The sequence below is a fragment of the Candidatus Magasanikbacteria bacterium genome, from assembly GCA_021648085.1.
In the GTDB taxonomy this organism is placed as follows: Bacteria; Patescibacteriota; Patescibacteriia; order Magasanikbacterales; family UBA922; genus JAKITS01.
In genome coordinates this window covers 699,036-725,323 of record JAKITS010000001.1, presented here as the reverse complement: position 1 = coordinate 725,323, position 26,288 = coordinate 699,036, and the positions used below count along the sequence as shown (strand labels likewise).

Below are 26,288 nucleotides of genomic sequence, written 5' to 3'. Positions count from 1 at the left end.
GGAGCAACCCACACACATGTATGTATAAGGGTTAAATTTAATTATTAATTAGTATGGCTGAAAAAGCTAAAACAAAAAAAGGTGGAAGTTTCGAAGAATTGTTAAACAATTATTTTGCAAATGTTCCAGATGTAGGAGACAATGTAAAAGGTAAAATTATTTCTATTGAAAACGGATCTGTAAGGATAGATGTAAACGGAGTGACTACAGGAATTGTTCGTGGAAAAGAATTGTTTTCTGAATCAGAAGTATATTCAAATTTAAAAGTTGGAGAGGAAATTGAAGCATCAGTTGTAGAATTGGAAAATGAAACTGGTGAAGTTGAGTTGTCTTTTCGTGTGGCTGGTTATGAAAATGTTTGGAATAAAATGAGAGATTTGGTAGAGAGTGGTTTGACTGTTCCAGCTAAAATACTGCAAGCAAATAAAGGTGGACTTATGGTTCAAGTTGATGCGTTAGTATCATTTTTGCCTGTATCACAGTTGAGTCCAGAAAATTATCCTCGTGTTCCTGGCGGAGACAAAGATCGTATTTTAGAACACTTAAAAGCTTTAATTGGAAAAACATTGCAAGTAAAAATTATCGATGTTGACCAAAGAGATGAAAAATTAATCGTTTCTGAAAAAGCTGTTTGGGAAGATGATCAAAAAGCTGTACTTGAATCTTACAAGGTTGGAAATATTGTAGATGGAGAGGTTAGTGCGCTGACATCGTTTGGTGCATTTATCAAATTTGGTGAAGGTTTGGAAGGATTGGTTCACATTTCTGAAATTGTATGGCAAAGAATTGAACACCCAAGAGATGTTTTGAAAGTTGGGCAGAAAGTCCAAGCTCAAATTATTGACTTAAATAAATCAAAAATCTATCTTTCTGTTAAGCGTTTGGTGGAAGATCCTTGGAAATCTGTGAAAGACCGTTATCAGGTTGATCAGGTTGTAAAGGGTGAAGTTCATAAAGTTGAACCATTTGGTTTGATGGTAAAGCTTGATAACGAAATTCATGGTTTGGCTCACATTTCTGAATTGAGTGATAAAACAATTCATGACAGTCGTGAACTTGAAGTAATGTTTGAAGTTGGTAAAGAATATGATTTTGAAATCGTAAATATAGAACCAGCTGAACACAGACTTGGACTTCGTGTAGCAGGATTGAAGAAAAAGAAAAAAGAAGTAAAACCTGCTAAGAAGAAAGTTGAAGAAGTAAAAAAAGAAGTTGTAGTTGAGGAAGTGACTGCTGAAAAGCTTAAAGCTAAGGAAGTTGTAGAAACTTCAGTTGTAAAAAAGAAAAAAGTTAAAAAAGAAAAAGTTGAAGAAAAACCTACTGAAGTGGTAGAAGAATCAAAAGTAGAAGAAACTCCAACTGAAGAAGTAAAAGAAGAATCTGTGGAAGAAAAAGTTGAAACTCCAACTGAGGAGAAAAAAGCTTAAAACTACAAAACTTAAAAATAAAAACTCACTTTTTAAAGTGAGTTTTTATTTTTATTTATAATTTACGTTATCCTGAGCGAAATGGAGTGAAACGGAATGGAGTCGAATGGATCTCGCAACAGAATAACCAGAACATAAAATATTCATAGTTCTGATGATATTGCACTGGGATCCGTTCGACTCCACTTCGTTCCGCTCAGGATGACGTGATTGAGGTGGTAAATTAGGATGGGAAAAAATAAAATAAAAAAAAGACCGGATTTGCTCCGGTCTTTTGGGCGCTGAAATTATTCTTCAATTTCCTCAACTTTCTTTTTCTTTTTGGATTGCAATATTATGAGGATAATTCCTAATACTATAAATACACCTCCTGCAACTAATGTTTTTGTTAAGTCTGCAAGAATGTTTCCAAACAGGAATGCAGTCGCAACTGCTATCATCATAAAAGTTCCAAGAATTGTTTGCACAAGAAGTTTGAAGTTTTTCCTTCCGAAGATTATTACTAGTGCAAAAGCCCAAATACTAAGTGTGGAGACTAGAGCTAGAACAGCTCCGATTGTGAATCCGTAGAAGACTCCAACTCCAACACTAATTCCTGCCCAAATTCCAATTAGAAGATTTTTTGGAATAAAATTGAGAATTTCTTTAAAGGTAATTTTGTCGATTGGATTAATGTTGTTTAGTTCTTCTGAAAAATACAAACCTAATGTAATTCCATAAATTAATTCAATACACAAAAGCGGTAAAAAAATTTTATTATCAAAAAGAATTAGTATTAAAAATAAGAAAATAAAAACAAGTATCATTCCTTTTATATTTTCCAAATCTTTTTCCTGCAAAGTAAAAATATAAACAATGAAAGCTAACGCTGGAATATCCCACCATCTTGAAATTTCAAATGGTAAGTCCAAACCGAAATCATCAAACATTAATATTGAGGATACGCTCGGCACAGATTCTGCACCAAGAACTAAATACAAAATCCAAAATACTGACGCTAAAAATCCAAATAGTGTGGCCAAAAGTTTAGCCCAAGATTTCCTGTCTCTTTTCTCGTTTTCCATTTTCCTCTCCTTTTGTTAAGGGTAGATCTTGCCATAGATCTGGTGAATATAAAGAACTTTAAGGAATTTCTAATAAACTTATTTATTAGAAGCTTCTTAATAGAAAATATTATCATTTATTTACACTTTTGTCAATAAAATCGTACTTTTTAATTGACAAAACATGTATTTTCTCCTATAGTTATAAGACATTATTTAAAAGTGGGAATATTAAGAATTTATGAAAAAGAAAAAAAACAATACAAAATTTGGAATGACAAAGAATTTTTTGGCAATATTTTTGATATTATTTTCAATTGCTGCAGTTTTGAGTTTTGTAGATATGAACACAGAAGAGCCAGACAAGATTGGAATTACTCAGTTGGTTCAAGAAGTAGAAGACGGGTCAATCAAAAAAATTGAAGTTCGTGGGGATAAGCTTTTTGTTCAACTACATAATGAGGAAGCAAAAGAGCAGCAAGTAAAAAAAGAATTTGGACAATCATTTTCAGATATTATGTCTGATTATGGTGTTGCAGAAGATAAAGTTCGTGCGATTGAAGTTTTTGTAGAAGAAGAGACAGGTTTTGTTGTTTGGTTGGCTATTTTGGCACCGTATTTATTGCCGTTGTTTATTATTTTGGTGATTATTTACTTCATGACAAGACAGGTAAAAGGAGTAAATAACAAAGCAATGGGTTTTGGGCAAAGTAAAGCAAAAGAATTTAATAAAGATAGTAAAAGTAAGATAAATTTTAGCAAAGTTGCAGGAGCAAAAGAAGCAAAAGAGGAGCTGGAAGAAATTGTTGAGTTTTTGAAAACTCCAAAAAAGTTTGAAAAAATGGGAGCAAAAATTCCAAAAGGCGTACTTTTGATGGGAGCTCCGGGAACTGGAAAAACTTTGTTGGCAAAAGCCGTGGCAGGAGAGGCGGATGTTCCGTTTTTCCACATTAGTGGATCGGAGTTTGTGGAGATGTTTGTAGGAGTTGGAGCAAGTCGTGTTCGTGATTTATTTGGAAAAGCAAAAAAAGCTGCACCAGCAATTATATTTATAGATGAAATAGATGCGGTAGGAAGAAAGCGTGGAGCAGGACTTGGTGGAAGTCATGATGAAAGAGAGCAGACTTTGAATCAGATTTTGGTAGAGATGGATGGATTTGAGCCAAATTCTGGTGTGATTATTATTGCAGCTACAAATAGACCAGATGTTTTGGATAAAGCACTTTTGCGTCCCGGTAGATTTGATAGAAGAGTTGTGATAGATATGCCGGATATTACCGACAGAGAGGCGATATTAAAAGTTCATGCAAAAAATAAACCACTTTCTAAAAAGGTTTCTTTGAGAAACTTAGCAGAGAGAACGCCTGGATTTACTGGGGCAGATTTGGAGAGTTTGTTAAACGAAGCTGCAATTTTGGCAGTGCGTAAAAACAAAAAAGAAATTAGTGAGGTTTTTATTTTGGAAAGTATCGAAAAAGTTTTGCTTGGGCCAGAGAGGAAGTCTAGAGTTATGCAGAAAAAAGAGCGTGAAATGACAGCTTACCACGAAGCTGGACATGCAATTGTTGGGCATTTCTTGGAAAATTGTCACCCTGTTCGTAAAGTTTCTATTATTAGTCGTGGTAGTGCTGGTGGATATACTTTGAGTATGCCAGAAAACGATGTGCGATATAGAACTCGTGCGCAGTTTAAAGATGATTTGGCTATGACTTTGGGTGGATATGTTGTAGAAAAAATGATTTATGGTGATAATGAAATTTCTACCGGTCCATCTAGTGATTTGAAGCAAGCTACAAAATCTGCAACTGCAATGATAATGCAATATGGAATGAGTGATAAGCTTGGACCTAGAATGTATGGTGAGCGTGAAGAGTTGATTTTCTTGGCGCAAGAAATTCATGACAAGAAAAATTATAGTGAAAAAACTGCAGAAACTATTGATGTGGAAATTAATGGATTGTTGAATGAGGCACTTGATCGCGCAAAAGTGGTTTTGAAAAAATATAAGCCAGAATTGGAAAAAGTTGTGAAATCTTTGCTTGAAAAAGAAACAATAGAGCAAAAAGCTTTTGAATTTTTGGTGGGAAAAGGAATAAGGAAAGTAAAGTAAGAAAAAAGTAAAATAAAAAAACCAGCGACTCAATCGCTGGTTTTGGTTTTAAAAAGGTTCACATAAAGATTGAATAATATTTTCGGCTATCGCTTTTGTATCTTTTGGTGTGAGTTTTTTTTCAACCATCGCCATAAAAACCATTCTAGCACATTCACTTTGGAAACGCCTTAAAAAGTTTTTAGCTAGAGTAATATAATAATCTTGTGTATAACCCCTAAAATTTGATGGAACTGCATGGTTTGTTTTGAAAGCATTTAAAATAACTTTACCTAAAGTACCATATTGTTTTGTAAAATCAGCCATTCGCTTGTCACGAGGAATAATTTTACTTTTTTGAACTTCCATGCCACCTCTCTTTTTTAAAAGAACTATCTTGAGTGGAATATGATACACGAAAAAATAAAAACTGTCAAGAGTTGTGAACAAAAACTAAATTATAAGGATTAATTAAAAAAACCGCCCAAGAAACAGGGCGGTTGGTAATCGCAAAACAATTTATTTTTTGCGAAGAGTTGCTCGAAAAGGAGGCTTTTGAAAGAAGAGTTTTGCCCAATCGTCAGGTAAAAAGCCATCTTGTGTCCAATGAATCCACAAACCCAAAGCAGTAGGTTGAGAATATTCAGGATTAAGAGGGATAACTTGTTTGCCGATTTCATGATCAGGTTTAATTATCTCTGAAAAAATCTCCAAACCATCATTATTAAAAATTGTTAGATGATCTCCAGCTTCTAAATTTTTCAAACCATCATAACCTTCTTTACCATCTTCATAAAATACCCACATATAACCTTCACATCCAGTTTCGAAATGTCCAAAAATTACACCTTTAAATTCTTTTTTGTCTTTGCCTTCTGTCATTTGCTCGTCCTCCTTTTTCGCGATTAAAACTCTGGTGGAATTATAGATAAATTAAGTATAAAAATCAAACCTATTATATAAAATTGAATTGTCGCTAGTTTTTAATTATGCTATAATTAGCTTATTAGCTATGTTTAAGAATAGGTCTTAAGAGAGGCTCTAAATTTTAATTATGAAAAAACCATTATACATACAAACCATAAGAGAAAGTTGGGAGATTGTCTGGGAACATAAGATTTTGTGGATTTTTGGATTGTTTGCAACTTTTTTGGGTCAGGCTGGAATAGGCGATTTGATCCACAAAATTTTAATGTTAGGATTTAAAAATCCTATTTATTTGGATACTTTTTTCGTGCCAAAAGGTTTTGTTGAACTTTTTATTTTAACCACAGGTTTACCACTTTCTATATCAAAATGGTTTGCACTTATTTGGCTATTTGTTATTTTGGCAGGTTTATTGTTTTTCTTTATATTTGTTGCGGTTATTAGCCAAGGTGCTATTATAAACTCAATAGCACAAAAAGTGAGAGGTAAAAAAGTTCCAGATTTTGGCACAGCTTGGCATAAAGGTGTAAATCATTCTGGACGCTTATTTTTTATAAATGTTTTGAAAAAAAGTCTAATTTTATTGGTGACCAGTTTTGTTACACTCTCTCTTTTGATAATGTACAGTAGTGCAAATATTTTTACATTCAGTAGTTTTGTGGTTACTTTGGTTCTTGCATTAATTTCTGGAATGTTGATTTCATTTTTGGCAATTTATGCCGCAGGATATGTGGTGGTAGAGGAGTATTCATTTGTAGAATCAATAGTCGCAGCGTGGAGGCTTTTTACACATCATCCACTTGTGTCTATTGAGGTTGGGCTAATAATAATGATTTTAAATTTTGCAGTAATGTTGCTAGGATTTTTGGCAATTTTCTTTTTCTTCCTTATACCTTTGGCAGTTTTTTGGTTTTTATCTATTTTGACAGGTGTGATTGCACTAAAAATGGTAGGAATTATTTTTGGATTTGTAATAACTTTGTTTATTGTAATGACACTTGGTTCAGTTTTTACAGCGTTTGCAACTTCTGTTTGGACAGATCTGTTTATGAGAATGCACAAAGAAGGGGTAAAAAGTAAATTGGTTCACTTTATTGATAAATTAAAGAGTTGATATGTCAAACTTTCAGACAATAGATGATTTGATTCCAAAAAAAGAGGAAACACAAGAAAAAGAGGGGGAGAAAGTCTCGCAACAAAAAACGGTTGTACAGGAAAAATTTACAAAAAAAATGGAGGATATTTCTTTGAAAGAATCTGAAACCAGAGCTGAACAGCTTGCTGGTTCTTTGGGTTTTTCTTATATAAATTTGGTAAAATTTCCAGTGAGCCAAGAGTCTTTAAGGCAAATTCCAGAAAAGCAGGCAAAAGAATTGGGCGTTGTTTGTTTCTTTTTCTCTCAAGATGAGGTAAGGCTGGGTGCAGTAGATCCAAGCCGTGAAGAAGTAAAGGAATTGCTACATCAAATTCAAGAAAGAAACCATGCAAACGGAGCTTTGTATACAATTTCTCAAGAAAGTTTTGATAAAGTTTTTGAATTGTACAAAAAAGTTCCAACTATTGCTGTAATTTCCAAAAATGTAGAAATAAGTGAAGAAGATTTGAAAAAAGTTCAGGCAGATGTAAATGATTTCGCATCATTACAAAAATTGTTTGATAGCGAAAAAGCAACAGATATAGTGACATTTATAATGGGAGCAGGATTAAAATTGGGTGCGTCAGATGTTCATATAGAAGCAGAAGAAGAAAAGATTGTAATCCGTTTTCGTATGGATGGAATTTTGCATGATGCTGGTACAATATCCAAAGAAATGTATAAAAAATTGGTTTCAAGAATCAAACTTTTGTCATCTTTAAAAATAAATGTTGTAGATCAGCCTCAAGATGGACGCTTTACAATAAAAGCAAAAAGTGGAGATGTGGATATTCGTGTTTCTACAATCCCTACTGTTTATGGTGAAAGTATTGTAATGCGATTACTTCCACAATCAAAAGAAAAAATGGCTTTTGAGGATTTGGGTTTGCGTGGAAGTGCACACGAAAGACTCAAAGCGGAGATAGAGCGACCAAATGGAATGATTATCACAACTGGGCCAACTGGATCAGGAAAAACAACAACACTTTATTCTATAATGCAGTATTTGAACAAGCCAGGTGTAAAAATTATTACACTCGAAGACCCTGTAGAATATAGAATGGATGGAATAAATCAAAGTCAAATGGATGCCACAAAAGGTTATACTTTTGCAAGTGCTTTGCGTTCTGTGTTGCGGCAAGATCCAGATATTGCGATGGTTGGAGAGATCCGAGATTTGGAAACAGCCGAAGTTGCAATCCAAGCTGCTTTGACAGGACATCTAATGTTGTCTACAATTCATACTAATAGTGCATCTGGTGCCATTCCTCGTTTTCTTTCTATGGGTGTAAAACCATTTTTGATGGCTCCTGCACTAAATTGTGTGATTGGGCAAAGACTTGTGCGTAAATTGTGTGATTGTAAGGTCGAAATTGAGCTTACACCAGAGCAAAAAGAAAGAGTAGATAAAACTTTGGAAAATTTACCAGAAACAGAAAAAAATATTGAAGCGAGTGGAAAATTTTACGGACCTGGAAAATGTGATAAATGCAGTAATTTGGGATACAAAGGTAGAATTGGTATTTATGAAATTTTTACAATGATTCCAGAAATAGAACAGCTAATCGTATCTGGAAATGTGTCGGAAACAGATATAGAACAGGTCGCTGTAAAAAATGGTATGATAACCATGATTCAAGACGGAGTGTTAAAAGCAATGGAGGGGGAAACTTCAGTAGAGGAGGTATTTAGAGTGATTGAATAATATTTATTTTTCCTGTCATTTCGAACCAAAGTGGGGCTTGCCTGCCGGCAGGCGGGAATCCCTTAAACATTGATTTAAAAATATTCTTTTTTAATGATAACATCAAATGTTCGGGGAGTTAAAAAAAGGAGGAATTTTAAAAAACTGTAATTTCAAAATAGAATATGTCTTCAGGAAAATTTCAAAAGAATTTTGCGGCAGAGCAGCCAGTAAAGTTGTATAAATTTATTGCAATTTCATTTCTACTTTTAACAGTAGCTCTTTTGGCTGTTATTCTTTTTATGTCATCAAAAAGAGCTACTATTACAATAATAAGTAAAACAGAAGTGGTAGATGTATCAGGAACTGTGGATGTGGGAAAGGGGAGTAACGCTGTGACAGGGGCAGTGACTACAACTATTATTACTTTGGACAAGGTGTTTAGTCCAACTGGGGACAAAGAAGAGCCAGGGACTGCTCGTGGCACTATTACAGTTTTTAATGAAACAAACTCTAATCAGCCTTTAATTTCAACGACAAGATTTCTTTCTGCAGACGGCATACTTTTTAGACTCAAAGATAAGGTAGTTGTTCCTGCAAAAGGAAAAATCACTGCAGATGTCTATTCTGATACAAAAGGCGTGGAAAATAATATAAGCCCTACAAAATTTACAATTCCTGGATTGGATGAAGCGAAACAGAAGGTAATTTTTGGTGAGAGTGAAGAAGCTATGACTGGTGGAATTACAACAAGTGGAGTTGTAAGTGCAGAAGATATAAAACAAGCTGAAACAGTGCTTTTGGGGGAGTTGGAAGAGCTTGGTAAAAAATCTTTTGGACAAATTGCACCAACAATGAACACCGTATTTTCTATTGTACAAAATACTTTTGAGACAGATACAGAAATTGGCGAAGAGGTGTCAGAGTTTACAGTTTCTGCAAGAGCGACAGTTTTGGCAGTAATGTATGACAAAAAAGAGGTAGACGCAAGAGCAAGGAATTTATTGATGAGAAGGTCTGTAAACGATATAGAATTGGTGGAGCAGGGTGACGCCGATCCTGTAGTTTCTTTGGAGAGTTATGATTTGGCTAGAGGTTCGGCAGTATTAAATATATTTTATAGTGGAATTGCAAAACTGAATTCAGATAGCAAGCAACTTCAAAAAGTAATGTTTTTTGACAAGAGCGCAGAGGAGGTGCGTGAGTATATATTGTCTTTAGACCATGTAAGTAGTGTAGATGTAGAATTTAAACCTGCATGGATTCAGACTGTACCTCCTGTGGATTCTCATGTAAAGGTTGTTGTGAAGCATGTTGATTAAATATTTTCTTTTAATTAAATAAATATTAAGCTAATTTTTATTTAATTTATTTGTATTAAAAAACATAACATAAGTTTGTATAATATACAATTTTATGTTATTAAAAAATAAAAAGTTTGTATAAAAACCAGTTATACGACATATTTTTGAAAAAATTTGAATTTAAAGATTTTTGTTGTTGGGCTTTAAAGAATAAGGAATATTTTTGATTTTTTTAAATTTAAAAGAGGGGAAATAAGGTGTTTTCTCTGCTCCGCTACGAAAAATCTAATCTAAATATTACTATGAAAAAATATACATTAATTATAGATTATTTGTTAATCGCAATATTTGCAGTTATACTATTGTCAAAGATTATTGATATTCAATTTATAAAAATTGTCCAATTAATATTTTTTATTCTTATCTCTATACATATTATTCAACACAGAAAAATTATTTTTTATTCCTTAAAAAATCTCTTAAATAATAAAACTAAATGAATATAAAAACATCATTATTCCTAGCTATCACCTCTATTAAACGAGGGAACAAGGGAACATTAGCAATGACCATTCTAATTATGACACTTGCGTATGTTAATCTTGTTTTTGTTGCTTCAATTTTTGGTGGAATAGTTGAAGCAATAAATCAGGAAGCTATTGATAATCAATATGGAAATATAACAATAGAACCGGCTATTGATAAAAAATATATAGACAATAAAAGTGCAATAAAACAATTAAAAACAATACCAGGGATTATTGGGGTTTCTCAACATTACATAGATAGTCCGATTGTGAAATATGATTATCGTAAAGATGGTTATGATATAAAAAGTGGTAGATGGGTCTTAAAATCAATAAACCCAGAAGATGAAAAAAAAGTTACAAAAATCCATAAGTCAATTGTAGACGGAGATTTTTTAGATAAGAATGATAGAGATCAGATAATGATAGGTAAAGAAATTGCCGGAGGATATGGTGGTGACTTGGATTATTTAAGTCTTGGTGTTGTTGTTGGAGATGAAATAAATGTTTTATTTAGCAATGGTATAAACAGAACATATACAGTAAAGGGTATTTTTAGCACTAAAAGCACTCAAGCCGATCAAATGTTGTTTATAACTAAAAAAGAGATGGAGTCTGTTTTAAAAATTCACAATTTTGCATCAGAAATTTTGATTAAAGTTGAAGATACAGGCAATGAAGAAATATATATTAAAGAAATAAGGCAAGCTGGATTAAACAAAGAGGATATAAAAAAATGGCAAGATTTAATGGGTTTTACTTCTGGTGCTAGTAAAAGTTTTACAATGATTAGTATTATACTTGGAGTAATAGGAACGATTGTTGCTGGAGTAACTATATTTATTATTATTTTTGTAAGTGTCGTAAACAAAAGAAGACAAATTGGAATATTAAAAGCTATTGGTATGGAGGAAAATACAATTATTTTGTATTTTGTTATGCAGGCATTATTTTATGGAGTAGTTGGCGTAATCATTGGGGCATCTTTAATCCTTTTTGTTATACGACCATTATTTATTGTAAATCCTTTAGATTTTCCTGTCGGTTGGGTCTCGTTAAAAATAACATTTAATATTATAAGCATAAGTAATTTAAGTTTAATAGGCGCTGCTTTGATAGGAGGGTTTTTTCCAGCATATCGTGGCGCAAAAGAGAGTATATTGAAATCTATTTGGGGATAAATTCTAATTTAAAAATTATCATGATTATTGAAGTAAAAAATTTAAAAAAGACATACGAAGGAGTTGTCCCAACTCACGCATTAAAAAATATTAATTTTGGAGTAAAAAAAGGAGAATTTTTGGCACTTATGGGCCGTTCTGGTTCTGGGAAATCTACACTTTTACATCAGCTTGGATTATTAGATACACCAACTACAGGAAAAGTTATTATGGAAGGAATTGATCTTATGAATTTTTCTGAAAAACAAAAAGCCGAGTTTAGGTTAAAAAAATTAGGTTATGTATTTCAATCCTATGCTTTATTGCCAGAATTAACGGCGTTAGAGTCTGTCTACCTACCTCTAATGCTTTCTAGAATTTCTAAAAAAATATATATAAAAAAAGCAACTGAAATGTTAACAAAAGTTGGATTAGCAGAAAGATTACATCATTTACCAAAAGAAATGTCTGGTGGTGAACAGCAAAGAGTTGCTATTGCCAGAGCATTAGTAAATGATCCAATGATTTTATTTGCTGATGAGCCAACCGCTAATCTAGATAGCGAATCTTCCCTTGCGATATTAAAATTGTTTAAAGAATTAAATAAAAAAATAGGACAAACTATTATAATGGTAACTCATGAACCTGACGATAAAAAATATGTGGATAGAGTAATATGTTTAAAAGATGGAATTATTGAAAAAGAATAAAAAATAAGGAGTTTTGAAAAATGAAATTCACCCCTTTAATTCCCCTCTTTCATTTTTCAAAACAAAAAAATCAAAAATAAGAAATGATAAAAGCCCAACAACAAAAGAATAATAAGGATAAATTTTTTCAAAAATACGCTTCGGGGTCGTTGCACTTAATTTTCTTCCGTTATCACTACAGAAAATCACCCTCGCCTAACACAGTATATGCGGTTCACTCGTTGCACTCCGTTCACCCATATTTTGCTCCGCTACGCTCCGCAAAACATCGCATATACTGGAACGTTATGTGAAATAATTTAATAATTTTTTACACTTATGGAATTTTTACTAATAGTAATTGCTATAGTTCTCGGAATTTTATTTTATTTTTTTAAGGATAAAATTTCTATTTTTCTTCAGGAAGAAGAAAAGACTTTGCCATTTAAAAGAAAAGATTTTTTACTCAATATTCCAGAAAGGCAATTCTTTGAGAGGTTGCAATCAATTATTCCTACTGAGTATATTGTTTTTCCTCAAATTGTATTGAGTAATATTGTGAAAGTAAGTTCTTCAAGAAAAGATTTTTGGACTTATCAAAATAAGATAAACAGAAAAACAATTGATTTTGTTATTTTTGAAAAACAATATCTGAAACCAATTATTGCGATTGAATATAATGGAAAAACACACAATAGAAGTGATAGGCAGAAAAGAGACGAATTTGTAAATAGGGTGTTGGAATTAGTAGGAATAAAAAGTCTTCACATTAAACATCAGAAAAATATAAATTTTGAAGAAGTAAAAAATAAAATAAACGAATTACTAATATTGAACAAAAATAATTAAATTATTTTTGTATTTAAAACAATTCTGTTGACTAAACATCATAAATCCACTAAAGTAAATATATAGAAAGTATATTTATTTTTTAGTAAGTCTGGAAATTGTAGGGCAAAGAGATTTTAAACAATCTTTTAATGCCTTTTATTTTTTTAAAATTTTATGGAAAACGAAAAATTGGAAAAAGCAAGACATTCTTGCGCACATATTGTGGCATCTGCTGCAAACGAGCTTTATCCAAATTTAAAATTTGGTGTTGGTCCTGTAATAGAAAACGGGTTTTATTATGATATAGATTTTCCAGAAAATATTGGAGAGGAAGATCTGCAAAAAATAGAAGATAAAGCAAAAGAATTGATGAAAAGTGGTCTAACTTTTGAAAGACAGGAAATGAGTTTGGAAGATGGGGTTAATTTTTTCCAAAAAAATGGGCAGATTTACAAAGTAGAACTGTTGAACGACTTAAAAAAACATGGAACTACAAAAATAAGCGAAGAAGAAAAACAGGAAGTGGGCGATTCTGCAAAAGAAATTTCACTTTACAAAAGTGGAGAATTTACAGATTTGTGTCGTGGACCTCATATAGAAAATAGTAGTGAATTAAATCCAGAAGGTTTGAAACTTACTCGTTTGGCAGGAGCGTATTGGAGAGGGAAAAATGAAAATCCACAGCTTCAGCGAATTTATGGAGTTTATTTTGAAACAAAACAAGAATTGGAAGATCATATGGAAATGCTTGCAGAAGCAGAGAAGAGGGATCATAGAAAAATTGCAAAAGCACAGGAGTTATATTTTTTTGATGATAAAGTTGGAAAAGGCTTGGTGATGTGGTTACCAAATGGAACAATTATAAGAAATGAAATAGAAAAATTGGCAGTTGAAAAAGAAGACAAAGCAGGCTATAAGCGCGTTGTGACTCCGCATTTGGCAAAAGAAGAGTTATATATAACTTCTGGACATTTGCCGTATTATAAAGATGATATGTATCCTGCAATGGAAATGGACGATGGGACATATTATTTGCGTTCTATGAATTGTCCACATCATCATTTGGTATTTGGACACAAACCTAGAAGTTACAAAGAACTGCCTTTGCGTGTAGCAGAATATGGAACAGTTTATAGAAACGAGCTTTCTGGAACTTTGGCAGGACTTTTGCGTGTTCGTGGACTTACCATGAATGATGCTCACACGTATTGCAGTAAAACTCAAATAAAATATGAGTTTAGAGCTGTGATCAATATGACAATGGATTATTTCAAAATGTTTGATTTGGGTGATTATTGGTTTAGACTTTCAAAATGGGATCCAGAAAAGACAGAAAAATATATAAATGAGCCAGAAAATTGGAAGTTTGCAGAAAATGTGTTGCGCGAAGTTTTGCAGGAAATGGAAGTTCCATTTACTGAAGCAAGTGATGAAGCAGCTTTTTATGGGCCGAAAGTGGATGTACAGTTTAAATCTATTATTGGTAGAGAAGAAACATTGTCTACAGTTCAATTGGACTTTTTGGCAAAAGAAAGATTTGGTTTGAAATATATAGATGAAACAGGAAATGAAAATAATGAAGTGTTTGTAATTCACAGAGCGCCACTTTCTACACATGAGCGTTTTATAGCATTTTTGATAGAGCATTATGCAGGGAAGTGGCCAGTTTGGCTTGCACCTGTTCAGGTTCAGTTTGTTCCAGTTTCAGATAAATTTTTGGAAGGCACAAAAGAATTGGCACAAAAATTTGTAGATGCGGGAGTGCGAATTGAAATAGATAGCGCAAGTGAAACAGTTGGTAAAAAAGTTCGCAAAGCTGTAGAAAACAAAGTGCCATACATAATTGTAGTAGGTGAGAGAGAATTGAGTGGAGATAATTTTGCTGTGAGAATGAGGGATAAAGATGGTGAGACTGAAAATATAAATAAAGAGGAGTTTGTTGAAAGAATTGTGAAAGAAATAAAAGAAAGAAAATAATTATTTTTTAATTTGAAAAAACTTTTTATTGTTATTTTTAGTCCGACTTAGGAATCCAGAGTCTATAAACTAGAATTATTTTTATATAAAAATACATAAACTGTAATAATTACATTGTAATATAAATCCTAGATCCTCAGTCAAGCTGAGGATGACAGAAAAACACGGTGCGTATAAAAAATAAAAAAACACTATTTAAATAGTGTTTTTTTATTTTGTTGTAATCTAAGTAAGGTTATTCAACAAACATTAAGGGTCTTAAACTTTACTTGCGAAGCCAGAACTATTTTCTGAGCCTCGATTCATTCTGGACGAGTTTCTTGGTTTTGTTGCCTCGCCAGTTTTAAATAGTGTGGAGTCGTTTATTATTTCATTCAATCTTTTGATATCTTTTTTGAGTGCACTTTTTCCAAAAAACCATGTTTTTTTGAGCTTAGCTTCTTTTTCTTCTAGTTTTGCTGTTAACTCTTCTAGGAGTAGCTCTCTTTTTTGTTTTTCTGAACCTTCTGTATCATTTACTTTTTTCAACAATCCTCTTTGAGCCAAAAGCCATTCTTTTGTGTCTGGATCCATTGGTGTATCTTTTATCATTTCACCCATTCCTTTTGTTGGAAGTGGTTCTAATTCTGTAATTTCTGGTAAAACTTCTAGCTCTTCTTTTGTTGGGGCTGAGTCTAATTCTTTTTCAAGTTCTTGCCACTCTGGAGTAATTTCTGTTCCAATTTGTTCTTTTTCCTCTCCTTCTTTGAGTATGTCAGATAGTTTTTCTGGCGGTTCTGTTTTTATTGCACTTTCTGTTGTTGGTGGAATAGTGTCTTCTACTTTTTTACTTTCTTGTTCTGCAGTCGCTTGCTTTGTTAATTCCTCTAAACTAGTATTTTTTTCTTTTTCTTCATCTGCTTTTATAGATTCCTTACCAGCTTTTTGTGCTTCGTTTAAAGCTTCTATTACATCTTTTCTTTTTTCGTTTTTTATTTCTTGTTGAAAATCTGGAGAAATAATTATTTTTTCTTCATCTGTTTCTGGTTTTGAAGCAACATCAAGTTCTGCCTCACCAGATTGGATAGTTTTTTGAAGTTCAGCTTTTTGTTCTTCCAATTTTATTTCTTTTAACATTTCTTGTTGTTTTTGCATTCTTTCTATTTCTACTTTTGGATCTTCCACATTTGCGGACGCATTATAAGCATTTCGTATATTTATTGCTTCATTTACTCCAGCATTTTCTGTGGGTGGCTGATTGTTTGCTTTTTGAGCAGCTTGAAGATAATCAGCCCTTTGCACTTCTGATTTTTTCACCATTTCTATTTCTTCTTTTTTCATTTTTTTTTCTTGCTTTTGCTCTTCCGCAGATTGTTTACCTGCAATCATAGTTTCGGCAAGTGCTTTTTCTGTCTCTGTCATGTTATCTTCTTTTGCTATTTCTTTGGCCACCTCGCTCATACTCATTATTTTACTTTCTTTTTCCATATTATTTATTTTTTGTGACTGGTTTAAAAATACCTGTTTTATCTAAATCTCCTAAGGTTTGCATGTCTTTTTCTGTGCTTTGATTTACCTTTTCTAATTCTTTTATAATTTTTTGCTCTTTATCGCTAATGATAGATTCATTTACTACTTTTCTTGTTTCAGAAAGTGCTTGTTCTACTGCTGTGCCTTCTTCTCTTTCTTTTTGTTTTTGAATATTTCTATCTATATTTTTTTGTTTTTCTCGATCTTTAGCATTTTTTTCCAATAGTTCTCGCATTGCTTTTTCTCGTCTATTTTTTAAAGCATCTGGGTTTGTATTTATAGAATCCATTTTTTTAAGTAATTCTTGTTCACTTTGTTTTTGAATTGCTTCGCCTGCAATTTCTGTATTTAGTTTTCTTTCTGCTTCTTCTAAACTCATTGATCTTAATTCAGGGTTTCCCATATTTTTTTTATTTAAAATTACCTATTTATTATATGTTATATGGTTTTTTTGTCAATTTATTAGTCTTAAACTTGACAAAACCTGAAATGTTTGATATAGTTAAATGTTCTAAAAGTTCCTTACAAATGAAACTAAAAAAGGAGAAAAAGATGAATAAAAATGTTGTGAAAATTTCAGATCATAGAAAAATGTCTGGAAGATTTTATAGTGTTGTTCCAGCATTTAAATCTCCAGATTTGAATGCAAAACTTCTAAAATTTCCAAACTATTGGAGATTGGAAATTATGATTGTTATAGATTATATTAGGTTTGACAGAAAGGTTAAAACTCTTTGTATTAATATTGAAAATAAAGAATATAACTTTTCAAAACTAAACGAAAGTTTAATGAGATTTTCTCTTAGAAAAATTTCTATTTCAAGTTTGTTGGGGTGTAATAGATTTGAAGGAGACGTAAAACTAACCGAACATATAACAGGAGATAGGACATCTTTCTTTATGTACGATGTTAAAAATACAGACTTTGATTTCGAAGTTGTGTTTTATGAGGGTAGTAGGGTTACATTTATTTGTGAAGGAAGGGGAGAATTTTGAAAGATAAAAAAGTAAGACGACTATAAATATAGTCGTCTTTTTTATTTTTGTTAAGCTTGCCAAACTCTTCTTTCAATTTCTCTTGGCATTTTTTGTGAGCCGTGAGTTTTTATAAATTTTCTAGCTGAGTTTATAAACTGTTTTTTTGTCGGTTCATCCATTTTTGCAAAAACTTTGTCTTGAGTTTCATTTGGTAGTTTCAAAAAATGGTCTGGACCTTGAATGGCAAAAGCCACAAGTTTTCTCATTATTTCTTGATTATTTTGAAAACCTTCTATTTCAGTAAGTAAATCTAAATTGTTTACTTCTAATTGACCAAGCATTTCTGCAAATTTTTCTGGTGGTGTAGTTTCTAATACTTTTTGCTGGGCTTCTCTAGATGTGTGTCGTAATAAGGTTGGATTTTCAAATACTTCTTGTATTTGCATTTCTTCTGGTAGTGCATTTATTAATTCAGGGTTTAATTCTAATTTTATATCTATTAAATCTTTTTTAAATTCAGGGCTTAATGTTGAATCTTCTAATGTCTGCATTCGCGATATAATTTCTAAAGCTTTTCTTGCTTTTATACCTTTTCCAGCCACAGAAGCACTTAATATTTTTGCACTATTTGGGTTTCGTTCTATCAAAAATTGCATTTCATTTTGATTTGCCCCGGATGTATAATTTGCCAAATCATCTTCACTATATTTTGTATAAAAACTATCTCTCGCATTATCGAACTGCTGTCCCATTAATTCTATTTTTTGCTTTTCCATATTAGAAAGTGGGGGTTTTTCATAAACTTCTGTTAATTTTTGCAATTCTTGTTTTCTATTTGGGTTTGGTGGTAATTCTGGGTTGTATATTGATTGAACTCGAAGTCCTTGTTCAGAAAATAAAAGCTCTCTCATTGCCATTTCAGCCGCTGTTGGGTTTTTTCTATTTTTTTCTATTGTTGCTTTTTTTTCAGCTATTTCTTTTTCGATTGTTATTCTTTCTTTTTCAACCACTTCTTTTTTATGTTGTTCTAATTCTCCCGGAGTTGCAAAAAAATCACCTTCCTCTTCTTCATCATCACCGTCTTCTCCAAAATCAAAATCCCCAGTGTCTCCTCTAACTTTTGCGGTTGCAGCTTCGGCTTCTGCAATGGATATTCTTCTTCTTTCTGGGTTCATAGACTTGATTTTTTAGTTTATTAAATTATGTTTTTTATATTTCCTGCTTTGTATGGAGTAGAATGTAAATTTTCACGATTTAACTTAGTTAAAGTAGGTCTTAGAAGTGTCTCTACTACTTCTGGATGACTAGGATATAATTTTTTTAAAATAAGGCTAACTTCTTCTTCAGTCACCATACCTTTTTTAAGTAAATCAGTTTTTTGCTCAATAGGTAAATTTATAAAATTATCTAATATTTTTATTTTATTAATAATTTTTTCATAATAATCTGGATCAACATCTTTTATTCCTTCGAGAACTTTTTCTTTTATGTCGACATTATGTTTCAGTGCAAGAATTAGAGATATATCAGACATGTCTCCATTATTTTTGTATTTAATTAAAGTAGAAGTGTCTAGTAAAACCTCTCTTTGCTTTAATGGTTTTTCTATATATCTTTGATATTCTTTTGGGTATTTTATTTTATATTCGTCTAAATGTTTTAATATTGAGTTTTTGTCTTTTATTTTTTCTAAAATTGGATCTAAAACATTATAATCACCGCTCAAACTTAAAAGACTGGCTATAACTACTTTCTGTTCCTCATCTTTTAAGGTACTTAAAAAATCAGGATTTTTATTTAAATAATCTTCTTGTACTCTACTATCTGCAAAAATTAAATATTCTGGTTTTTTGGAAATTATGTCTAATTGTATTTTTAAATCAATAGTTATTAATAGAGAAGGCTTGCTTTCTAAAATAGATTGAATTATTTGTGATGAGAATTCTGAATTTGTGTGAGCTAAAACAGATATTACTTCTGTTGGTTTGTGTACAGAAGCCGCAGCCAAAATATCTGGATCATCTTTTTTTAATCTTAAAATTGTACTAGTTTCAAAAGTTGAAAGATCTCCACCTAATAATACATTTATAACATCTTGTTTTGTTGAGTTTTCTATTACTTCACTAAATTTCTCATCAACTCCTTCATAACTTTTTCTAGCATCTTCAAATTTTTGTCTGGTTGAAATTAAACTTTGTGTTTCTTCTTCACTTAAATTATCAAAATTAAATTCAGCATCTTTTTCAAGTGCATTTTCAAATTTAGAAAAATATTCTTTATTTGGTATATTTAGAAATTCTTCTTTAGAAAAACTGGGGATTTTTAATTCTCTTCTCATATACTTGATTTTTTAGTATTTTTTTGTTAAACTTTGCTAAAGATCAACAAAAATACAATGAATAATCAGAAGTATTATCACATCATCACATTTGGCTGTCAAATGAATAAAAATGACTCAGAGAGATTGGAGTCAATTTTGTGCAATATGGGTTTGGAAAATACAGATGATGATAAGCAGGCAGATGTGATAATTATGAATAGTTGTAGTGTGCGCGCTTCGGCAGAAGATAGGATTTTTGGGCAAACTAGAAATTATGCAAAATTAAAGATAAAAAAACCAAACTTAATAATTTGTGTGACAGGTTGTATGCCTGGGCGTGATAAAGGTGGCAAACTTCGCAAAAAGTTGAAAAATGTGGATTTATTTTTTCCAACCAAACAAATGATAAATTTGCCAAAATGGTTGGCAGAGATAAATCCAGAATTTCGTCGCGAAGATTTGGAGGAGGATTATTTAATTTTAAACCCTGTTCGCAAAAATAAATTCCAGGCTTTCGTTACAATTCAAACTGGGTGTAATCATTTTTGTAGTTATTGCGTTGTGCCATTTTCTCGCGGTTTAGAGGTAAATAGACCTTTGAAAGATGTGATGGATGAGGTGAAGGATTTGGCAAAAAATGGATATATAGAAATTGTATTATTGGGACAAATTGTAAATCATTATATTGCGCCAGATCCAGAAAATTTTTCCAAAGAAAATCCGTATAAAGAAAGTGATTTTGCAAAACTTTTGTGGGAAGTAAATCAAATTGAAGGAATAAAGAGGATGAGTTGGACTGCGCCACACCCAATTTTTATGACAGATGAGGTGATAGACGCACTTACATTATCAAAACAAATGAATTATCTGCATTTGCCAGCTCAGTCTGGAAGTAATAAAATTTTGGAGAAAATGAACCGAAGGCATACACGCGAGTTTTTTCTTGGTATAATAAAGAAGATAAAGGCAAAAAAACCTGGTATTGCACTTGGCACAGATTTTATAGTAGGATTTTGTGGAGAGAGCGAAGAGGATTTTGAAGAAACTATAAGTCTCTACAAAGAATGTGATTTTGATATTTCTTATCCCGCTCAATATTCTACTCGTTCTGGAACTGTATCGGCAAAGTTTTTTGAAGATGGTGTGCCAAAAGCAGAGAAAAAGCGTCGTTGGCTGAAAATTCAAAATATGATGAAAAAAAGAACTCACGAGAAAAATCAGAATTATGTTGGGAAAGTTGTGGAAGTTTTGGTGGACGAATGTAAAAATGGTTGGTGTGGTGGACAGTCTAATGAGATGAAGCTAACGCGTTTTAAGGGTGGTGAAGAGTTAATTGGTAAGATTGTTCCAGTTGAGATTTTTAAAGCTGAGATGTGGATTTTGTGGGGAAGGAGAGGTGAATAGTGTTAGTTATTCACGTCATCCTGAGCGAAATGGAGTAAGTCGAAATGCCAGCCTGCCGGCAGGAAGTCGAATGGGTCTTGGTTTAAAAAGACTAGAATTAAAAAATATAAACAGTGAATTGTTTACGAGATATTTCGACTCCACTTCGTTCTGCTCAAGATGACGTGAGAGGTTTCATTCGAAATGAAAGAAAAAATAAGTGAAGTGATAGAACATTTAGAACTTTTTCAAAAATATGGATAAAAAAGAATTGAGAAAATTGCCAAAATTAGTAGTACTTTTGGGGTCTACGGCTAGTGGAAAAACTGAGTGGAGTTTGAAGTTGGCAAAAATTTTTAATGGAGATATTATTTCAGCGGATTCTAGGCAGATTTTTCGTAAGATGAATATAGGAACAGCAAAAGTAGAAGGGGGGTGGCGTAGAAATGGTTTGCGAAGATCTTATTTTGTTGGCGATATTGTTCATCATTTGGTGGATTTTTTGGATCCTGGAAAGGCTTTTACTGTTGCAGAATTTAGAGATAAAGCTATTAAATATGTAAAACTTGCTGTAAAACAAAATAAATTGCCAATGATGGTAGGTGGAACTGGACTTTATATTTCTTCGGTTGTGGATAATTTTTCAATTCCACGAGTTGCCCCAAATAATAAATTGCGCAAAAGTTTATCTACAAAAAGTAACGAAGATTTAATGGTACTTTTAACAACTTTGGATCCTGTTGCAGCGGATGTGATAGATAGAAATAATAAAAGAAGAATTGTTAGAGCTTTGGAAGTATCTATTTTAACTGGCGAGCCATTTTCTGGGCAAAAAATGAAAGGTGAACCCATGTTTGATGTGTTGCAAATTGGAATAAGTGTGGATAGAGGAGTGCTTCATGAAAGAATAGAAAAAAGAATTGATAAAATGATAGAAGGTGGGCTTTTGGATGAAATAAAAGGTTTGTTAAAACAAAAATATCATTGGGATTTGCCAAGTATGAGTGGGATTGGGTATAAGCAATTTAAAGGATTTTTGGAGGGTGAATATGATTTGGAAGAGGCAAAAAGATTACTTGTGCGTGATACAAAAAGGTATGCAAAAAGACAGCTTACTTGGTTTCGTCGTGATAAGCGTATAAAGTGGGTAAGAAATTATGAAGAGGTGGAGGTGTTGATAAGAGAATTTTTAAAAAAATAGTTTTTTAAATAGTTATTTTTTTTGTGGTATAATATACTTATCTTTTAATATTATACTATGAAGATTTTAGAAAATGAAAAACATATAGATGAAATTAACGAGGGAAGAGAGCCTGTTTGGATTATTATAGTTTCTGTTGGTCTAGCTTTTCTTGTTAGTTTGTTAGTAATGCTTAGTTTGATAATTTTTCAAAAACCTGCTGTCACAGAAGTTGATATAGAACAGATACAAATTCAATTGGATGATTTAAACGAGAAGGTATCATTTTTAATGTCAGAAAATACAAATGTGAGAACTAGTGATAAGACTAATTTGAGTGTTTGTGGAAATTTTCCTTCTCACAGTGGAGAAGACAGTATTTCCAGTAGTTATTTTGTTTGTAGGGATGTAATCGTTGGTTTTTGTTATTATAAAAATAGTTATTTTGAGCCAATTGCAAACTGCGATACAGAGGTTGGCACAAATCCGTATGGAAATCCTACTTGTTTCAAAAGTGTTGTAGATATTTTTGATTTTAATGGGGAAATCCAAGAAAGAGGAACAGATGCTAATACAAAAGAGCAGGATGTTTGTGGGTTAACCACGCGTTCATATTTTGAATCTAAAATGAAATAATAAAAATTGTGTTTATTTAAACTTCTAATTTGTAATTCCCGCGCTAATCGGGAATCCAGGGTTTACAAACCGGAATTATTTTATATAAAAATATATAAACTATAATAATTACACTATTATACAAACCCTGGATCCCTAATCAAGTTGGGGATCCTATCAAAAAAACCGCCGAGTTGGCGGTTTTTTGTTTTTATTCTTTTACTCCTTTTATATCTTCTTTAGATTTTATATGTGTTAAATTGACTCTTAATATTTCTCCTAATAAAAAACCGAATATTACAATTAAAAGGTTTACTGCATAATTTTGTATTAATATATTTAAAATAAAAATAACAAAAATACAAAATAGAATTGCGTAAAGATGATATCTTTTTTCTGGTATTAATGCGCAAATAATCGCGTAAATTACAGTCAATAAAATAATACCTAAAAGATCCACCATTTCCTCCTTTGATTTTGGAACTTGCTTATTTTAGTATTTTTTTTCAAAAAAGTCAAGTTAAAAAGATAAATAAAACTAAGTACAAGTGTGAATATTAAAAGATCAAAAATAAAAACATAAAAAGAAATAAGAATAATATGTAAAGAGCAAATAAAAAATATAACTATCAATTTTATTAAGTGATATTTGGGTATGTAAATATTTTTTTTAAGCGGATATAGAAAGCAAAAAAGTATGATTATTCCAAAAATAATTCTAATTATATTTGCGTTCATTTTATACTCCTTTTTTAGAAAAAGTTCTTTATTTAAGTAAAGCAGTAAAAACTAATTTTTGTCAATTAAATAATTTGCCAATTTAATTTATCTTTACCTTTAAATATTCCAATTCCGTTGTGTTCATAAGGAGTATTCCACTGCTCCTTTTTCAATGTAATAGATTCTTGGTTTAAAGGTATTCCATAAAATTCTGCACCAAATTTTGATACAAAATCTTCTAATTTATCTAAAGCATTTTCATTTTCAAAAATTTCGCATAATAAAGGTAATGCAATTGGGGCTGAAAATATTCCAGCAGGACAATTTTGGCTATCTATTTTCTGATTAATTGGATGTGGAGCGCTATCTGAACCAAAAAAGAATTTTGGATTTCCGCTAGTCATTGCTTTAATTATTGCTTTTTGGTCTACCTCATTTTTTGCGATAGGTTTGCAATAATTGAGGGGATTGATAATATCACTATCTTTATTGCACACATCGTCAAAAGTTAAAATTGGATGGTGTGCAGAAATAGTAGCTGAAACATTGTTAGGAGATTGTTCAACAGTTTGTATCATTTCTTTGGATGTCACATGTTCTACAACTATTTTTAATTTAGGAAAATCTCTAATTAATTTTAAAAGAAATGGAATTGCCTGTGTTTCTCTTTCTATTTCAGGAATTTTTTCTCCAGTTTCTGGATTTTCAATTAACTCCCAGTGTCCAGAGAAAATCATACCCAAATCTTGTACAATTTTAAGGACATTGTAATAATTTTTAAGAAGTGACAAAGGCACACCTTCATCGGAATTTGTAGAGGTTCCTTCAGGGATAAGTTTTAATACTTTTGCTCCAGCGTCAAAAGCATCTTCTATGTCTTTTGGTGTTGTGCTGTTTGTAAGCATTATCGACATTATTGGCGTGAATCCGTCGTGAGCGTGCAGTCCTATTTCTTTTTTGTAAGAAATAACGTCAGGACTATTTTTAATTGGTGGAGTTGTGTTTCCCATTATTACGGCTCTTTTGAATACTGCGGATGTAAAAGGTAAAACATTGATAAGTGTTTGTCCTCTGCGCAAATGCACATGAAAATCATCTGGTTTTCGTATTGTTATTTTTTCTATTTTTGTGCTATAAAGATAATTTTGTATTTCATTAAATTTTTGTTCAGAGATTTTATTTTGGTTTAAAAGGGTTTCCAACAATTCACTTATTTTAAAGATTGATTTTACTGTTATTCCAGCTTTTTCTAAATTTTCTCTTCCGCCTTGCTGTCTGTCCAAAAGTATTACAACATCTGTCACATTTAGGCCTACATCATTTAGCGGTTCAACAGTTTCTAAAACACTAGATCCGCTTGTAATCAAATCTTCTACAATTAAACATGTTTGCCCTGACTCAAAAGCACCTTCTATTATTTTTTTTGTGCCGTATTTTTTTGCTTCTTTTCTGCGCATTACCATTGGAATATTATATTTTATAGACATTGCTGTAGCAAACGGTAGGGCAGTATAAGGAACTCCACAAATAAGATCAAAATCTGTATTTGAAGCTAATTCATTTAATGCGTCTGCAATTTTCATCAGAATTTTTGGATATGAAACTGTGATACGCAGATCTATATAAATAGGCGAGAGAGTTCCATTTTTTAGAGTAAATCCACCAAATTTTATAGCGCCTATTTCAAATAAATCTGAAACCAGTTTATTTTTTTGCTGTTCTTTTTTATATTCAAATGCTATTTGTGGATGCCAAAGCATTGTGGTTGCGGTCATTGTAATATCGGCTCCGGCTTGCAAAAATTCATTGAAATGCTTTGGTTCGGAAACTCCACCCATTCCAATTATTTTTAGATTTAAGCTTTTATTTTCAATAATTTCTTTTGCATTTTTTGTCAATTCTAGTGCTAAATTTCGAATTGGGTTTCCGCAAAGTCCACTTTTTTCTCTACCAATTCCAAGTGCTGGTGAGCCATCTTCTTTTTGAACGGCTACGGAGACAGAGTTTATACCCGCAATTCCAGAGGCTCCAGCTTTTGATATTGCAACCAAAGTTTTTTGGAGTGATTCTACAGTTTCAAAAAAACCAAGTTTTACGATTAAAGGTGTTTCTTTTATTTCATTTTTTATTTTTTGAATTATCTCAAAAACTTGCTCAGAGTCTTTGTACAAAATTCCTTCTTTACTTTTTACATTTGGACAAGAAAAATTTACCTCAATTATTTTTGCACCAGCACTTTTTGCAAGCTTAGAAACATTTACAAAATCTTCTGCCAAACTTGTATTTTCGCTTTGGCTTCCAACTACAGAAACTATGATAATTTGCCCTTCTTTTATACTTGCGTGAGCTTTTTTGATATCTTCTATTAGAAAATCTGGATCCATAGAAGGCATACCAAAAGAGTTGGTGATTGCTATTTCACCTGTCTTTTTAACTGGAGTTTTTTTGAGTGTAAAATTTGTGTTCAGGTCTGAAGTTTTAAATTGGTTTGGAGTTTCAACGAACACAATATTTGGACTCTTGTGCCCACCTGCATATTTACTTCGAATTGTTTTGTAAGTGAGAATATCAAACCCCATTTTCGAGGCAAGAGCTATCCATTTTGAGCTCAAGAGTGGTCCAGCTGGCACACCGATTCTGGAGCGAATTTTAAAACCTAGAAAATCAACCCATTTTTCTTTTTCTACATCAGGAATCGTTGGAATTTCTTCATTGAAAAACGGACCGTTTATAAGGTTGTATTGATAAGATTTATTTTTGTCATAAATCGGCTCGTTTAAAATTTTCATA

Annotated in this window: 22 protein-coding genes; 13 read left to right on the top strand and 9 right to left on the bottom strand. The window is 31.9% G+C overall.

The features are described from left to right. The first annotated feature begins 53 nt into the window (after positions 1–53). Positions 54–1,427: a S1 RNA-binding domain-containing protein gene (locus L3J07_03740; GenBank protein MCF6276928.1), complete on the top strand. Its 1,374-nt coding sequence runs from the start codon at positions 54–56 to the stop codon at positions 1,425–1,427. A gap of 287 nt (positions 1,428–1,714) precedes the next feature. On the opposite strand, the gene L3J07_03735 is transcribed toward L3J07_03740, so the two are convergent. Next, positions 1,715–2,491, bottom strand: coding sequence for a hypothetical protein (locus tag L3J07_03735; GenBank protein ID MCF6276927.1), 777 nt, complete (start codon positions 2,489–2,491; stop codon positions 1,715–1,717). A 220-nt stretch (positions 2,492–2,711) separates the two neighbouring features. Here L3J07_03735 and ftsH point away from each other — a divergent pair, with 220 nt between their 5' ends. Continuing rightward, the gene (gene ftsH, locus L3J07_03730) at positions 2,712–4,580 is read left to right on the top strand and encodes an ATP-dependent zinc metalloprotease FtsH (protein ID MCF6276926.1); all 1,869 of its coding nucleotides are present in this window, start codon (positions 2,712–2,714) and stop codon (positions 4,578–4,580) included. 48 nt (positions 4,581–4,628) lie between these two features. Here ftsH and L3J07_03725 read toward each other — a convergent pair whose 3' ends face one another. Both L3J07_03725 and L3J07_03720 read right to left on the bottom strand, forming a co-directional pair. Beyond that, the gene (locus L3J07_03725) at positions 4,629–4,928 is read right to left on the bottom strand and encodes a hypothetical protein (protein ID MCF6276925.1); all 300 of its coding nucleotides are present in this window, start codon (positions 4,926–4,928) and stop codon (positions 4,629–4,631) included. A 150-nt stretch (positions 4,929–5,078) separates the two neighbouring features. Continuing rightward, entirely contained in the window at positions 5,079–5,441 is a 363-nt protein-coding gene (locus L3J07_03720; GenBank protein MCF6276924.1) for a hypothetical protein, read from the bottom strand. A 172-nt stretch (positions 5,442–5,613) separates the two neighbouring features. Between L3J07_03720 and L3J07_03715 the strand changes: the two genes are divergently transcribed. From L3J07_03715 to thrS, 7 genes are all read left to right on the top strand, one after another. Further along, positions 5,614–6,600, top strand: a complete 987-nt coding sequence (locus L3J07_03715; GenBank protein ID MCF6276923.1) for a hypothetical protein — start codon at positions 5,614–5,616, stop codon at positions 6,598–6,600. 1 nt (position 6,601) lies between these two features. Beyond that, on the top strand, positions 6,602–8,326 hold the full coding sequence (locus L3J07_03710; GenBank protein MCF6276922.1) for a GspE/PulE family protein: 1,725 nt from the start codon (positions 6,602–6,604) through the stop codon (positions 8,324–8,326). A 164-nt stretch (positions 8,327–8,490) separates the two neighbouring features. Continuing rightward, positions 8,491–9,627 (top strand): hypothetical protein, encoded by a 1,137-nt coding sequence (locus tag L3J07_03705; GenBank protein MCF6276921.1) that lies wholly within the window; start codon positions 8,491–8,493, stop codon positions 9,625–9,627. A gap of 478 nt (positions 9,628–10,105) precedes the next feature. Continuing rightward, positions 10,106–11,317, top strand: a complete 1,212-nt coding sequence (locus L3J07_03700; GenBank protein MCF6276920.1) for an FtsX-like permease family protein — start codon at positions 10,106–10,108, stop codon at positions 11,315–11,317. Between the two features lie 20 nt (positions 11,318–11,337). Then, the gene (locus L3J07_03695; GenBank protein ID MCF6276919.1) at positions 11,338–12,006 is read left to right on the top strand and encodes an ABC transporter ATP-binding protein; all 669 of its coding nucleotides are present in this window, start codon (positions 11,338–11,340) and stop codon (positions 12,004–12,006) included. 318 nt (positions 12,007–12,324) lie between these two features. Then, the gene (locus L3J07_03690) at positions 12,325–12,834 is read left to right on the top strand and encodes a DUF2726 domain-containing protein (GenBank protein ID MCF6276918.1); all 510 of its coding nucleotides are present in this window, start codon (positions 12,325–12,327) and stop codon (positions 12,832–12,834) included. A 156-nt stretch (positions 12,835–12,990) separates the two neighbouring features. Continuing rightward, on the top strand, positions 12,991–14,793 hold the full coding sequence (gene thrS, locus L3J07_03685; GenBank protein MCF6276917.1) for a threonine--tRNA ligase: 1,803 nt from the start codon (positions 12,991–12,993) through the stop codon (positions 14,791–14,793). A gap of 258 nt (positions 14,794–15,051) precedes the next feature. Here thrS and L3J07_03680 read toward each other — a convergent pair whose 3' ends face one another. Both L3J07_03680 and L3J07_03675 read right to left on the bottom strand, forming a co-directional pair. Then, on the bottom strand, positions 15,052–16,260 hold the full coding sequence (locus L3J07_03680) for a hypothetical protein (protein MCF6276916.1): 1,209 nt from the start codon (positions 16,258–16,260) through the stop codon (positions 15,052–15,054). A gap of 1 nt (position 16,261) precedes the next feature. Further along, positions 16,262–16,705, bottom strand: coding sequence for a hypothetical protein (locus L3J07_03675; protein MCF6276915.1), 444 nt, complete (start codon positions 16,703–16,705; stop codon positions 16,262–16,264). A 149-nt stretch (positions 16,706–16,854) separates the two neighbouring features. Between L3J07_03675 and L3J07_03670 the strand changes: the two genes are divergently transcribed. Continuing rightward, complete coding sequence (locus tag L3J07_03670) at positions 16,855–17,298, top strand: hypothetical protein (GenBank protein MCF6276914.1); 444 nt, start codon at positions 16,855–16,857, stop codon at positions 17,296–17,298. 50 nt (positions 17,299–17,348) lie between these two features. Here the strand turns inward: L3J07_03670 and L3J07_03665 are convergent, their stop codons facing one another. Then, positions 17,349–18,455 (bottom strand): hypothetical protein, encoded by a 1,107-nt coding sequence (locus L3J07_03665; protein MCF6276913.1) that lies wholly within the window; start codon positions 18,453–18,455, stop codon positions 17,349–17,351. Positions 18,456–18,475: 20 nt separating this feature from the next. Then, complete coding sequence (locus tag L3J07_03660; protein MCF6276912.1) at positions 18,476–19,618, bottom strand: hypothetical protein; 1,143 nt, start codon at positions 19,616–19,618, stop codon at positions 18,476–18,478. A 102-nt stretch (positions 19,619–19,720) separates the two neighbouring features. Between L3J07_03660 and miaB the strand changes: the two genes are divergently transcribed. The 3 genes from miaB to L3J07_03645 all read left to right on the top strand — a co-directional run bounded on the left by miaB (position 19,721) and on the right by L3J07_03645 (position 22,799). After that, positions 19,721–21,004, top strand: a complete 1,284-nt coding sequence (miaB, locus tag L3J07_03655; protein ID MCF6276911.1) for a tRNA (N6-isopentenyl adenosine(37)-C2)-methylthiotransferase MiaB — start codon at positions 19,721–19,723, stop codon at positions 21,002–21,004. A gap of 235 nt (positions 21,005–21,239) precedes the next feature. Beyond that, positions 21,240–22,184, top strand: a complete 945-nt coding sequence (gene miaA / locus L3J07_03650) for a tRNA (adenosine(37)-N6)-dimethylallyltransferase MiaA (protein ID MCF6276910.1) — start codon at positions 21,240–21,242, stop codon at positions 22,182–22,184. A gap of 57 nt (positions 22,185–22,241) precedes the next feature. Further along, complete coding sequence (locus L3J07_03645; protein ID MCF6276909.1) at positions 22,242–22,799, top strand: hypothetical protein; 558 nt, start codon at positions 22,242–22,244, stop codon at positions 22,797–22,799. Positions 22,800–22,989: 190 nt separating this feature from the next. Here L3J07_03645 and L3J07_03640 read toward each other — a convergent pair whose 3' ends face one another. Together L3J07_03640 and pyrC are read right to left on the bottom strand one after the other, a co-directional pair. Beyond that, positions 22,990–23,241 (bottom strand): hypothetical protein, encoded by a 252-nt coding sequence (locus tag L3J07_03640; protein ID MCF6276908.1) that lies wholly within the window; start codon positions 23,239–23,241, stop codon positions 22,990–22,992. Between the two features lie 340 nt (positions 23,242–23,581). Then, complete coding sequence (gene pyrC, locus L3J07_03635; protein ID MCF6276907.1) at positions 23,582–26,287, bottom strand: dihydroorotase; 2,706 nt, start codon at positions 26,285–26,287, stop codon at positions 23,582–23,584. Position 26,288 lies beyond the last annotated feature (1 nt).

What these genes read in the sequence shown, in the direction of transcription:
- L3J07_03740 (MCF6276928.1), top strand. Translation starts at nt 54, where the DNA reads ATGGCTGAAAAAGCTAAAACAAAAAAAGGTGGAAGTTTCGAAGAATTG.
- L3J07_03735 (MCF6276927.1), bottom strand. Translation starts at nt 2,491, where the DNA reads ATGGAAAACGAGAAAAGAGACAGGAAATCTTGGGCTAAACTTTTGGCC.
- ftsH (MCF6276926.1), top strand. Translation starts at nt 2,712, where the DNA reads ATGAAAAAGAAAAAAAACAATACAAAATTTGGAATGACAAAGAATTTT.
- L3J07_03725 (MCF6276925.1), bottom strand. Translation starts at nt 4,928, where the DNA reads ATGGAAGTTCAAAAAAGTAAAATTATTCCTCGTGACAAGCGAATGGCT.
- L3J07_03720 (MCF6276924.1), bottom strand. Translation starts at nt 5,441, where the DNA reads ATGACAGAAGGCAAAGACAAAAAAGAATTTAAAGGTGTAATTTTTGGA.
- L3J07_03715 (MCF6276923.1), top strand. Translation starts at nt 5,614, where the DNA reads ATGAAAAAACCATTATACATACAAACCATAAGAGAAAGTTGGGAGATT.
- L3J07_03710 (MCF6276922.1), top strand. Translation starts at nt 6,602, where the DNA reads ATGTCAAACTTTCAGACAATAGATGATTTGATTCCAAAAAAAGAGGAA.
- L3J07_03705 (MCF6276921.1), top strand. Translation starts at nt 8,491, where the DNA reads ATGTCTTCAGGAAAATTTCAAAAGAATTTTGCGGCAGAGCAGCCAGTA.
- L3J07_03700 (MCF6276920.1), top strand. Translation starts at nt 10,106, where the DNA reads ATGAATATAAAAACATCATTATTCCTAGCTATCACCTCTATTAAACGA.
- L3J07_03695 (MCF6276919.1), top strand. Translation starts at nt 11,338, where the DNA reads ATGATTATTGAAGTAAAAAATTTAAAAAAGACATACGAAGGAGTTGTC.
- L3J07_03690 (MCF6276918.1), top strand. Translation starts at nt 12,325, where the DNA reads ATGGAATTTTTACTAATAGTAATTGCTATAGTTCTCGGAATTTTATTT.
- thrS (MCF6276917.1), top strand. Translation starts at nt 12,991, where the DNA reads ATGGAAAACGAAAAATTGGAAAAAGCAAGACATTCTTGCGCACATATT.
- L3J07_03680 (MCF6276916.1), bottom strand. Translation starts at nt 16,260, where the DNA reads ATGGAAAAAGAAAGTAAAATAATGAGTATGAGCGAGGTGGCCAAAGAA.
- L3J07_03675 (MCF6276915.1), bottom strand. Translation starts at nt 16,705, where the DNA reads ATGGGAAACCCTGAATTAAGATCAATGAGTTTAGAAGAAGCAGAAAGA.
- L3J07_03670 (MCF6276914.1), top strand. Translation starts at nt 16,855, where the DNA reads ATGAATAAAAATGTTGTGAAAATTTCAGATCATAGAAAAATGTCTGGA.
- L3J07_03665 (MCF6276913.1), bottom strand. Translation starts at nt 18,455, where the DNA reads ATGAACCCAGAAAGAAGAAGAATATCCATTGCAGAAGCCGAAGCTGCA.
- L3J07_03660 (MCF6276912.1), bottom strand. Translation starts at nt 19,618, where the DNA reads ATGAGAAGAGAATTAAAAATCCCCAGTTTTTCTAAAGAAGAATTTCTA.
- miaB (MCF6276911.1), top strand. Translation starts at nt 19,721, where the DNA reads ATGAATAAAAATGACTCAGAGAGATTGGAGTCAATTTTGTGCAATATG.
- miaA (MCF6276910.1), top strand. Translation starts at nt 21,240, where the DNA reads ATGGATAAAAAAGAATTGAGAAAATTGCCAAAATTAGTAGTACTTTTG.
- L3J07_03645 (MCF6276909.1), top strand. Translation starts at nt 22,242, where the DNA reads ATGAAGATTTTAGAAAATGAAAAACATATAGATGAAATTAACGAGGGA.
- L3J07_03640 (MCF6276908.1), bottom strand. Translation starts at nt 23,241, where the DNA reads ATGGTGGATCTTTTAGGTATTATTTTATTGACTGTAATTTACGCGATT.
- pyrC (MCF6276907.1), bottom strand. Translation starts at nt 26,287, where the DNA reads ATGAAAATTTTAAACGAGCCGATTTATGACAAAAATAAATCTTATCAA.